This is a genomic window from Paraperibacillus marinus (assembly GCF_046237605.1).
Taxonomy (GTDB): domain Bacteria; phylum Bacillota; class Bacilli; order Bacillales; family DSM-1321; genus Paraperibacillus; species Paraperibacillus marinus.
On the sequence record NZ_CP143542.1, the window covers coordinates 3273342 to 3285386 of the forward strand.

9 protein-coding genes are annotated in these 12045 nt (G+C 46.6%); 5 read left to right on the top strand and 4 right to left on the bottom strand.

Annotation, left to right across the window (positions count from 1 at the left end; all coding sequences use genetic code 11):
- Positions 1–63: 63 nt before the first annotated feature.
- The 3 genes from V1498_RS16535 (at position 64) to V1498_RS16545 (ending at position 2816) form a co-directional block, all read left to right on the top strand.
- A complete protein-coding gene (locus V1498_RS16535; protein WP_409294767.1) occupies positions 64–933 on the top strand; it encodes a DegV family protein in 870 nt (289 codons plus the stop codon).
- Between the two features lie 293 nt (positions 934–1226).
- A complete protein-coding gene (locus V1498_RS16540) occupies positions 1227–1718 on the top strand; it encodes a YajQ family cyclic di-GMP-binding protein (protein WP_409291786.1) in 492 nt (163 codons plus the stop codon).
- Positions 1719–1940: 222 nt separating this feature from the next.
- Complete coding sequence (locus V1498_RS16545) at positions 1941–2816, top strand: SDR family oxidoreductase (RefSeq protein ID WP_409294768.1); 876 nt, start codon at positions 1941–1943, stop codon at positions 2814–2816.
- Positions 2817–2863: 47 nt separating this feature from the next.
- On the opposite strand, the gene V1498_RS16550 is transcribed toward V1498_RS16545, so the two are convergent.
- Both V1498_RS16550 and V1498_RS16555 read right to left on the bottom strand, forming a co-directional pair.
- The gene (locus V1498_RS16550; protein ID WP_409294769.1) at positions 2864–4531 is read right to left on the bottom strand and encodes a glycoside hydrolase family 13 protein; all 1668 of its coding nucleotides are present in this window, start codon (positions 4529–4531) and stop codon (positions 2864–2866) included.
- 25 nt (positions 4532–4556) lie between these two features.
- Entirely contained in the window at positions 4557–5975 is a 1419-nt protein-coding gene (locus V1498_RS16555) for an alpha-amylase family glycosyl hydrolase (RefSeq protein WP_409299325.1), read from the bottom strand.
- Between the two features lie 440 nt (positions 5976–6415).
- Between V1498_RS16555 and V1498_RS16560 the strand changes: the two genes are divergently transcribed.
- Positions 6416–7789, top strand: a complete 1374-nt coding sequence (locus V1498_RS16560; RefSeq protein WP_409294770.1) for an MATE family efflux transporter — start codon at positions 6416–6418, stop codon at positions 7787–7789.
- A 558-nt stretch (positions 7790–8347) separates the two neighbouring features.
- Here V1498_RS16560 and asnB read toward each other — a convergent pair.
- Entirely contained in the window at positions 8348–10198 is a 1851-nt protein-coding gene (gene asnB / locus V1498_RS16565) for an asparagine synthase (glutamine-hydrolyzing) (protein ID WP_409294771.1), read from the bottom strand.
- 286 nt (positions 10199–10484) lie between these two features.
- On the opposite strand from asnB, the gene V1498_RS16570 reads away from it, so the two are divergent.
- Positions 10485–11057 carry a DUF2777 domain-containing protein gene (locus tag V1498_RS16570; protein ID WP_409294772.1) on the top strand — a complete coding sequence of 191 codons (573 nt, stop codon included), beginning with the start codon at positions 10485–10487 and terminating at the stop codon, positions 11055–11057.
- 89 nt (positions 11058–11146) lie between these two features.
- Here V1498_RS16570 and V1498_RS16575 read toward each other — a convergent pair whose 3' ends face one another.
- A complete protein-coding gene (locus tag V1498_RS16575; protein ID WP_409294773.1) occupies positions 11147–12043 on the bottom strand; it encodes a fumarylacetoacetate hydrolase family protein in 897 nt (298 codons plus the stop codon).
- Between the last annotated feature and the right edge of the window lie 2 nt (positions 12044–12045).

Genomic DNA, 12045 nt, shown 5'->3' on the forward strand with positions numbered 1-12045 from the left:
TTTTTTGTCCGTACAGATACACTATTATTATTACTCCCGCATAGTTTGAAAGAGGTGTTAAAAATGCCGGTACATATAATAGCCGATAGTGCATCGGACTTGCCCTTATCATATTTTGAAGAATACAACGTAACATTTATTCCCCTAAAAGTCCACCTGGACGGAAGGGATTATGAGGATCTGAGAGAGATCGGCCCTCAGGAAGTCTATACAGCCATGAAGGCAGGCAAATCTCCCATGACTTCTCAGCCTTCTCTCGAGCACGTGATTGAAATTTTCACTGATTTTGCACAGTCCGGCAGATCAGGTGTCTATCTTGCCTTTTCTTCCGAACTTTCCGGTACATATCAGACAGCTGTGATGGCCCTCGGCCAGGTCAAGGAGGAGTATCCAGACCTGGACTTAGACATCATTGATACCAAATGTGCTTCACTGGGATACGGACTTGTGGTTCGGAATGCCGTGGAACAGGCAGCCAAAGGGGCAGACAAGGCATCTATCATGACGGATGCCGTGTTCCACAGCACACATATGGAGCATCTGTTTACGGTGGATAATCTGGAGTATCTTGCAAGGGGAGGAAGGATCTCCAAGGCATCTGCATTCATCGGAGGCCTTTTAAATATCAAGCCCCTGCTTAATGTGGAAGACGGAAAGCTCATTCCCCTTGAAAAAATCCGCGGAAAAAAGAAACTGCTTAAGCGGGTACTGGAATTGATGGGTGAACGGGGAGAAAGCCTGTCCGCACAGACAGTGGCCATCAGCCATGCAGATGACGAAGAAACCGCCCAGGAGTGGAAAGATTCAATTATTGCGGAATTTGGAGTCAGGGATGTAATCATCCATCCCATAGGCGCCACGATCGGCGCCCATGCAGGTCCGGGAACAATCGCCTTATTCTTCCTAAATGAGCTGCCAAAGCCGATGGATTAAACCGGACAAGGATTGGGTCAGGGGTGCCAGTTCATGGCACCCTTACGTCCCTTCTCTTTCATAGGAAAAGATTTTTTTCTTTGTTATAATAAAACAAACATGAGGATTCTGCTAGCAGCCCATTAATGAAAAACTGGAGCAGGAACAAACACAATAAGGCGGTGGAGCGGAGCAAGGCGCAGGCAGGTATGCAAGGTAAATCAATGATGTGCACACCCAGCTGCAGGAAGCCTCCTGATACATGCAGCTCCGCCCTTTTTCCAAAGAAAAAATCTGGCCATTGGAGGTAAATCATGTCAAAAGAAAGTTCATTTGATGTTGTCTCAAAAGTTGATTTTGCAGAAGTAACAAACGCGGTTACTGCCGCTATGAAAGAAATTAAAACACGATACGATTTCAAAGGAAGCAAAAGTGACATTTCCCTTGAAAAAGAGGAGCTCGTCCTTCTTTCAGATGATGAATTTAAATTAGAGCAGCTAAAGGATGTACTGATCTCTAAGCTTATCAAGCGGGGAGTTCCGGTGAGAAACCTGGACTACGGCAAAATAGAGGGAGCTTCCGGCGGCACAGTGCGCCAAAGGGCAAAATTGATTCAGGGCATTGATAAGGAAAATGCCAAAAAGATCAATACTCTCATTAAAAATAGCGGCCTGAAGGTTAAAAGCCAGATTCAGGATGACCAGATCCGTGTGACTGGAAAAAACCGCGATGATCTGCAGGCAGTCATTGCTGCTATTAAAGGCGCCGACCTGACTGTTGATGTACAATTCCTGAACTATAGATGATAAAGAGGGGGCTTCCCCTCTTTTTTTATTTGGCTGTTTTTGCAAGCATAGCAGCAGCTGAACAAGAAAGTTGTTTCCTCTCCAGTCTCTGCCTGCGTGTACCTTACGCTGCAGTCAGTCCGTTTCATGCTGACATTTATTAAAAATTGTATATTTTTTCCACGTTTTTTCATCTTCCAATTAGGAAAAAAAATGAAGGACATTATAATGGGAGGGATTTGCATGAGTCAGGAACAACAATCAAACCAGAGTCAGGGATTTCCGCCGCAGCAGCAGGATCAAAGGGGTGAAACGGAAGGGAAAATGACCCCGCGTCCCGATTCGGTCCGTTCTTCCTATCAGGGTTCCGGTAAACTGAAAGGAAAAACGGCTATCGTGACAGGCGGCGACAGCGGCATCGGTAAATCGGCGGCCGTTTATTTTGCCAAAGAAGGCGCAAATGTAGTGATTGCCCATCTTGAGGAGAACACTGATGCAAAGGAAACCCGCCAGCTCATTGAACAGGAAGGTGTGAAATGCTTATTCATCACTGGTGACCTGGGTGACGAAGCCCATTGCCAGCAGGTCGTCCAGCAGACCATCGACGAATTCGGAAGCCTGGATATCCTGGTGAACAATGCAGCGGAACAGCATCCTCAGGAAAGCCTGCTCGATATCACTAAGGATCAGCTGGAAAAAACGTTCAGAACGAATATCTTCAGTATGTTCCACCTGACAAAGGCGGCACTTCCCCACCTGAAAAAAGGGGCAAGCATCATCAATACGGCATCCATCACAGCCTATCAGGGTCATCCTAAGCTTATTGATTATTCATCCACCAAAGGAGCGATCGTTTCATTTACGAGAGCCCTTTCGAATTCCGTTTCCAAGGATGGCATCAGGGTCAACGCCGTGGCTCCAGGCCCGATCTGGACACCTTTGATTCCTTCTACGTTCGATGAGGAAGAGGTTGAGAAGTTTGGACAGAATTCTCCAATGGGACGCGCCGGCCAGCCGGAGGAACTTGCACCTGCTTATGTATATCTGGCCAGTGATGATTCTTCATATGTCAGCGGACAGGTTATCCATGTTAATGGCGGAACGGTCGTCAACGGCTGATAACCGCAATTGGAAAAGGCTGCCACGCGGCAGCCTTCTTTGTGTGATCATTCAGTGATCAAATATACTCTTGTTTCATAAGATTTTAGCTTTAGAGACTCTGGAAGCCCAGGATCGCTGTCCTTATAGTTGGATAACAGGAGCTCTGATGAACGCCCTGCAAATTCAGGGAAGCCTATTGAATACTCACCTTTGCCGAAATTGCAGACCACAAGGACGGCTGTTCCGTTCAGGGAGCGCGTGTAAGCATATACAGCAGGATGGCTTTCATGCATCAGCTCATAATCGCCGTATACAAGGACTTCATGCTTTTTACGGAGTTCAATCATTTTTTTGTAGAAATGATAGATAGAATCACTATCCTGCTTTTGTGCTTCTACATTGATTTCCGCATAATTGGGATTGGCTTTCATCCAGGGAATACCCGTCGTAAATCCGCCATTCAGCTCCGTATTCCACTGCATAGGCGTCCTGGAATTATCTCGGCCTCTTTTCCAGATGATTTCCATGATTTCCTCATGCGGGCGTCCTTTTGCTGTTTCAATCCGGTAGTAGTTCTTCATGCCAACATCATCATAATCCGCAATCGAGTCGAACTTCACATTAGTCATGCCGATTTCCTGGCCCTGGTAAATGAAAGGCGTGCCGGACATCAGGAAATAACAGGCTCCAAGCATCTTGGCGCTCTCTTTCCAGTACTCTTCATCATTTCCCCATATCGAGACGCTCCTGGGCTGGTCATGGTTCTCAAAGAATAAGGCGTTCCAGCCAAGATTATATAATCCCTTCTGCCAACGTGTGAGCGTTTCCTTCAGCTGAATAACATCAACGCCTTCATCCGTACCTTTATCCCACAGGCCAAGGTGCTCGAATTGGAAGATCATATTGAATTTTCCATTTTCCTCGCCAACCCATTCATCCGCCTGCTCGATTTTAACACCATTGGCCTCCCCGACCGTCATGATGTCATACTTCGCAAAAGTTTCCTGCTTTAATTCCTCAAGATATTCATGGATGCCTTCCTGATTTGTATGCATATCAAAGGAAGATACATACTCCACTCCCTCTGGGTTCGGCATATCTGGGAATCCTTCTCTTTTCTTGATATGGCTGATTGCATCTACCCTGAAACCGTCAATCCCTTTTTCGAGCCACCAGTTGACCATATCATAAAGGGCCCTCTTGACCTCTTCGTTCTCCCAGTTAACATCCGGCTGTTTTTTATCAAAGAGATGGAGATAATATTGGTTTGTGCCTTCGTCAAGCTCCCATGCACTGCCCGAGAAGATACTTTCCCAATTATTAGGCTCGCTGCCGTCCTTTCCGTCCTTCCAGATATACCAGTCACGCTTTGGATTATCGAGGGAAGACCGGGATTCGATGAACCATGGATGCTCATCGCTTGTATGATTGATCACAAGGTCCAGGATGACCTTCATGCCGCGTGCGTGGATTTCATGAAGAAGCTCGTCAAACTCCTCCATGGTCCCGAATTCTTCCATAATATCCTGATAATCGCTGATATCATACCCATTATCGGCGTTTGGCGATTTAAAGGTCGGGCAGATCCAGATCACATCGATGCCAAATTCCTTTAAATAATCCAATTTAGAAATGATTCCGGGAATATCCCCTACTCCATCCCCATTGCTGTCCATAAAGCTCCGCGGGTAAACCTGATAGGCAACCGCTTCTTTCCACCAAATCTTTTTCATATATCTGTCCTCCATTTATCGCTGTTTAGGGGCGATTCCTTCTCGCTCTCTTCACCAATAAAACAATAAAAGCAGCAAATGCCGCATACACTGCTCCCATTGTGAACAGATATGGATAATTGAGCCCCGTTTTTTCACCCAGATAATATACTTCTGTTTTTTCCCTATCCAGGATGATACTGAATTCATTTCCTTTTTCTTTCACCAGGTCGCCGCCAAGCAGTCCCCTAAGCTCTCTATCCTTCTGGATCTTATCTGCCGGAATCCGGGCAGTCTGTGATTTGGAAGAATTATTGATCGCGACCACAAGGGTCTCATCCTTGTAATGGCGTTTAAAAACAGCCAGGCCATCCTTGTCATACAGAACTTCCATATCCCCCCTGGTCAGGGCTTTATGTTCGTTTCTTAATTCCCCAAGTTTTGTCAGATAATCAATGATCTCCTTTTCGGCCTTGAATCCCATCAATCGCCGGTTATCAGGATCATTGCCTCCATTCAGTGCAATTTCAGAACCATAATAAACGATTGGAATCTGGGGGGCTGTATACATATAGGAAAGTGCCATCTTCCACCTTGTTCCGGGATTCTGCTTATTCCGGACAATATCCGAGGTAAACCTCGGCATATCGTGATTATCCATGAATGTCCCCAGCAGCTCGGGATGATTAAAGGTTTCCTTGTTTCTCTTCAGCGATAAAAATGCCCCCGTAAGGCTTCTGTCAGGACTCGCGAAGATTTTCTTCAAATAGTCATTTTGCGGGAAATCCACGAAACCGTCGATGCCTGCTTTTTCGTATCTTGCTATTTTAGCAGGATCATTTTCCCACACCTCGCCCAGAAGGTAAAAATTCTCTTTCTGTGACTTTACTTCCTTAGAGAAATCCTCCCAGAAATCAAGCGGCACATGCCGTACTGTATCGAGGCGGTACCCATCAATATCTGTCTCCCTGATCCACCATTTCGCTGCATCAAGCAGGTATTTACGGGTCTCAGGGTTTTCCTGGTTGAAGTCTGGCAGGTCATACAGCCAGTTATTCTCGACTTCCTCTTGATTGTTCCAGTTCTGGATTGGCTTCTTTTCATGTAACCAGTCTTTTTTTGCCGGGTCGGCGGCAAAAGGATGACCTGGCCCTGTGTGGTTGACCACAAAGTCCAGGATAATCTTGATATCCCGTTTATGGGCTTCCTTTACCAGCTGCTTGAATTCATCAAGCGTCCCAAAATGCTCTTCTGTTTTGTAAAAATCACGGATCCAGTAGCCATGATAGCCCTTTTCATCATTATCAAATATAGGTGTCAGCCAGATGGCAGTGAAGCCCATGTCTTTTATGTAATCAAGCTCTTGAATGACTCCTTTGAAATCTCCGCCATTATAGGCTTTTGGGTCATTGACATTAACCTTGAAGTCATTTTTGGTGTCGCCATTCTTAAATCGGTCGACCATCAGGAAATAAATATTTTCATCCCGCCATTCCCTTGCGGTCTCTTTGGATTCTTTAGCTGCCGCTGAAACCGGTAAGCACAGCAGGCATGAAAGTAAAAACAAGATCGCTTTACTTTTCAATTGAATTCTCCCTTTCTACACTCTAATTTGCCTCTATAAGATTAGCCTTTTAGGCATGGATGGTCAAATTCCGATACGGAGCAGACATCCTGCACCAGCTGCGGAATCCAAGCAGCCAGAGCTGCAAATATTTAATGAAAACGATTGCACAAACTTTATTATACTATCTCTTTTTCCTATTACAATAGTTTTCAATTACCTTTTATAAATTAATCTCTTGAAGAATAAAAAATGGTTTGATAACTTGAAATAATAGAAAACGATTGCATAACAATGATTGGCAAATGGCGACGGCTGGCCGCCTGCCTTAGGAGACGACCATGAAAAATAAGAAAAAACTCACTTTATTCGCATTAACCTGGCCCCTGTTTGTAGAAATTTTCCTCCACATGCTGATGGGCAATATGGATACCCTCATGCTCAGCCAATATTCCGACCACGCTGTTGCCGCTGTCGGGGTAGCCACTCAGCTGTTTTCCATCATCATCATCATGTTCGGCTTCGTAGCAGCCGGAACATCGATCCTGGTTGCACAATATCTCGGTGCCGGAAAGGAAAAAGAGGCATCCGAGCTTTCAGTTGTTTCCCTTGCAGCGAACCTCCTGTTCGGACTCTTGCTCAGTATCATCATCTCTATATTTTCACAGCCATTGCTCGGTCTTATGGGCCTGCCGAGAGAACTGATTGCAGATGCAGAGATTTACTTGAAGATTGTCGGCAGTTTTGCCTTCATACAGGCACTGATTATGACGGCCGGTGCGATATTGAGGAGCCGGGGATATACAAGGGACGCCATGCTGGTCACAATCGGCATGAACATCGTCCATTTAATCGGCAACTATATCTTTATCTTCGGACCGCTCGGCCTTCCTGTACTCGGTGTGGAAGGCACTGCGATATCCACCGTATTCAGCCGCCTCCTCGGTTTTGCAGCCATCTTCACGCTCCTCATTAAGCGGGTGCCTGAGAAGCTGCCGTTCATAAGGCTGTTCACCTTAGATAAGATTTATCTGAAAAACTTATTAAAAATTGGCGTCCCGGCAGCGGGGGAGCATCTGTCCTATGAACTATCACAAATTGCCATTACTTTTTTCATTGCCCTGCTTGGGACAGCTGCCATAAGCACCAAGGTGTATACACAGAATCTCATGATGTTCATCTATTTATTTGCGGTGGCCATTGCACAGGGCACCCAGATCCTGATCGGCCGGATGGCCGGCGGAGGCGAATATGAAAAGGCGTATCACCGCTGTTTGAAAAGCCTGAAGGCTGCGATGCTGATCTCCTTCCTGTGTGCCGTTATGTTTGCTTTCTTTTCAAAAAACCTGCTTGGCATCTTCACTTCCGATAAAGAGATCCTTGCGACCGGAGCCGTTTTAATCTGGCTGACCGTCATACTTGAGCCCGGACGAACCTTCAACCTTGTCATTATCGGTGCCCTAAGGGCGGCAGGTGATGTACGGTTCCCTGTTGTCATCGGAATCCTCTCACAGTGGGGAATCAGCGTCTCGCTTGCCTATCTTTTAGGGATAAAGCTTGAACTCGGTCTCATCGGTGTGTGGATCGCCCTTGCTGCAGATGAGTGGCTGAGAGGGCTGATTATGCTCTGGCGCTGGAAATCCCGCGTCTGGGAGAGAAAAGGGTTCTTCAAGACCGAAGCCGGGGCAGATGATGCTCCTATCTCCGCTGGATAAACAGATGAGGATGCCCCAATAGTACGGGGGCATCCTCTTTTCTATGGCTGGTTCGAATTCCTTGTACCAAGGAGCAGCGTTCTCCCGGAAAATAGCTCAACATTAAAAATGGAAAATCATTCATTATCACTGCTCCCCGGCTCTTTTTTACTCGTTTTCTGTAGTTTTTTGGCTTTCTTCATCCTATTTTAAGTCAAAAGACCTTTTTTATTGAAAAGGGGAGCATCAAGACAATGTTAAAAGCCTCTTACTCGCCGGACTGAGACCTTTACTATCCGAACCGGACATTTTACTATCCAACCCTCAGACTTTACTATCCAAAATCAATATTTACTATCCGAATTAACACATTTACTCGCCGGGCCAATGCCGGGGTGGAACAGCGGGTGTGTGTGTATTCTTATACCCCGGTCTTCCTGCGGCCCTGCAGATTGTGCTAAAAACGGCGTCTCACTGAATTCAGCATTTCCAACCCGAACAAAGAATCATGATAAGATAGGTACAGCGAAGCGCGGGGAAAACACTTGTTTTTCCCCGCGCTTCATTCATTTCCTCTGCCTATGATTCTACAATCTGTATTCCACTGTCCTCAAACCAGAAATCCAGCTGGACAAGGTAGGCAAGAAGCTGAGGGCCTGTCATCAGCTGGCCGAACCATGGCGTTTTGAAGGCCGCTCCCCCGGTATGGATGATTTCCTGAAGCCGGCTCGCATTGAAGAGCTCATGAAGGATGGATTCTTTGTTCTTCAGCCTTGTTTTTAACAGCTCCTGTACCCTTGTGGTATAAGCCGGGTTATGGGTTTTGGGATATGGACTCTTCTTGCGGTAAAGCACCTCCTCAGGAAGCGTCCCCTCCAGAGCCTTTCTCAGGATTCCCTTCTCCCGGTTTCCGGCCATTTTCATCTCCCAGGGGATATTCCAGGCGTATTCAACCAGTCTGTGGTCTGCAAAAGGCACCCTCACTTCAAGGCTTGCCCCCATGCTCATCCTGTCTTTGCGGTCGAGGAGCGTGGTCATGAACCAGATCATGTTGAGATAGAACAGCTTCCTCCTGTTTTCCGCTTCACTCGTCTCCCCTTCAAGGAGCGGCACTTCTGATAATGTTTCATCGTATTTCTGCTTCACATAGCGTTCGAGGGAAAGGCGCTCCTGCCAGCGGTCAGACAGAAGTGCCTGCCTTTCCCCAAGCGAGCGCATCCAGGGAAAGCCTTCTGCGCTTATATCTCCTGTCCGGTGGAACCACGGGTAGCCTCCAAAGATTTCATCGGCACATTCTCCAGATAAGCCCACCACAAAGTCATTTTTAATTTCCTTACAGAACCAGAGCAGCGAAGAATCTACATCCGCCATGCCGGGCATATCCCTCACCCTGACAGCTTCCTGAAGATAATCGGAAAGGGCATCCTGGGAAATCACATAACTGTGATGACTCGTGTTGAAGGCTTCTGACATTCTCTTGATCCACGGGCCATCCGAGTTAGGCTGATAGGCATTTGCCTTGAAATACTTTTCATTGTCCTCATAATCAATCGAGTAAGTATGAAGCGGCCCTTTTCCCTGCTCTTCCAAATGCCTGGCGGCTATGGCTGTTATCGCACTTGAATCCACACCGCCCGAAAGGAATGTGCAGAGCGGGACATCTGAAACCAGCTGCCTGGTGACGGCATCCCGGAGCAAAAAACCCACCGTATCGGCCGTTTCATCCAGGCTGTCCTTATGTTCCATGCTTTTCACATTCCAATATCTCCATATTTTGAGCCCGTTTCTTGATAGTGTCAGGGCATGGGCCGGACGCAATTCCCGGACTCCCCTGATGATTCCCGATCCTGGTGTGCGGGATGGTCCCAGCCCTAGTATTTCCGAAAGGCCTTCCCGATCCACTTCCGGCTTGATGTCAGGATGGGCAAGCAGGGCCTTGGTTTCTGACGCAAATAAAAAACCGCCTCCCTTTTCGGCGTAGAACAACGGTTTTACCCCAAGCCGATCCCTCGCGATGAACAATTTTTCCTCCTTCTCATCCCAAACGGCAAAAGCAAAGATCCCATTAAAAAATTCCACGCACTTTTCCTGCCATTCTATATAGGAGGCAAGCAATACTTCAGTATCAGAATGGCCATGAAACGAATATCCTTTTATGAGGAGTTCTTTCCTTAAGTCCTCTGTATTATAAAGCTCGCCATTATAACACAGAGTATAGCGGCTGCCGTTCCTCTCCTTTGTCATAGGCTGTCCTCCGCCGGCTGGATCGACAACCGTCAGGCGCCTGTGCCCGAAGCTTGCATGTGTATCAGCCCAGACATTGTGATCATCCGGCCCGCGCCTTTTCAAAGTGCTGGTCATCTTTTCAACAATATCCATTTCGTTTTTTAGATTTTTTTGATAATGAATCCATCCTGTTATCCCGCACATATCATTCAGCTTCCTTTCGTAAAAGCAGCTCCTGCTATGAATCAGGTACCGCCTTTCCCTTGTTAGGGCCTGCTATTTCTTTCCACTCTGAGGCGGCGCCCCCCGCTGGTACGGCAAGCCTGACGGCGGGGGGCAGACTGAATTTTTTAAAACTGCCTAACAGTTAAGATAGACTATGCAGAATGGGCAGGATGGTTAATTGTCCTGAATCAGAAAAAATATACAGTTATAAATTAGGCTGATTATGTCAAAAAAGTAGGTGAGGCATCCATTTTGGAGGTAGATCATGAATCAACAGCACCGTTCTAAACTCATATCCATACAATCACGGGCATTCACAGAAGGCGTTGTGGAATTTATTAACCAGCAATGGGTCTTCTTTGACGATGAGACCGATGAGGCCGCATCCCTGGATGATTTTTTGCATCATGATATAGAAATCTTCAGGGGAAATAGATGGCGGAAGGGAATTCTTGAAGAAAACGGCCTGATTAAGCTGAGCAAGGATACCGCCTATTTATACAATGAAGAAAAGGTACGCATCAGGAAGAATATGATTTATTCCTTTGAGCGGCTTTTGGAGGAGCTGAATGATGATGCTTTTTTTCAATTTGTCACTACTCTGAATTCCCTGGATTTTTCAATTTATGATTGTATATACAGCTATAATCAGCTGACTTTCCTTAAAGAGAAAAAACTGCAGTCAGGTGTGAATTTCATCATCTTTGATAACGGAGAAGGAATATGTTCCGTCCAGCATCACTTCCGCTATTTAAAGCAGGAGCATGACCGGTTTGAATTCACCATCAATTCTGGGAAAAGGATCGTGATTGAAAAGCTGAACTCAAACCCAGCCTGATCATTTATGCGTAAATGTCAGCCGGGAGTTTCACGTCTGTACGAAAAGAAGCCTTGTCCCGGCTGTACGGGAACAAGGCTTCCAGTTTTTTATTGAACGGTATTACTCAGCGTTCCGAGGTTCGCGATGGTGATTTCAACCTGATCGCCTGATTTCAGGAATCTGGGCGGCTTAAACCCCTTCCCTACTCCTGCCGGTGTTCCAGTGGCTATAATATCTCCTGCTTCCAGTGTCATTCCTTTAGAGATAACTTCAATGATTTCTTCTATTGAAAAGATGAAGTGTTCTGTGCTGGATTTCTGACGGGTTTCACCGTTCACCTTTGTTTCAATTGAAAGAGAGCCAGGGTTTGGCAGGTGTTTCTTTGGTTTGATGAACGGTCCCATCGGACAGGTCCCGTCAAGGCTTTTCCCCAGGAGAAATTGCTTATGGCGCGCCTGCAGATCCCTCGCAGTGACATCATTCAAGATGGTATAGCCAAAAACATGATCAAAGGCTTCATCCCTGGAGATTCCCTTCCCGGTTTTGCCGATGATGACAGCAAGCTCACCTTCATAATCAAGCGCCTCGGTCACACCTTCATGACTCGGAATTCCCCGGTCCGGACCGATCACTGTTGTCGGAGCCTTAGAAAAGAGCATTACATGTTCAGGGATGTCTTTTTCGCTGCCCATTTCAATAGCATGCTCGGCATAATTCTTGCCCACACAGAAAATATTTTTACGCGGCCGCGGGATCGGGGCCACAAGCTCTGCATGATCATGGCTTATCCATAAATCGTCCGCCCCCACGGGTGCTCCTTTTTCTAATTCTTCAAGCAGCCTCGTGAACTCCGATTCCATCTCGATAAGTTCAAGCATCGTATCTGGAACATCGCTTTTAAATAACAGCCTTCCTGCAGCACCAAGCGGCAGATAGTTCCCTGATTCCGGGTCGGCCAGCACTGCAAGCTCCCTGCCCTGGAATTTTATCGTTGCCAAATTCATAG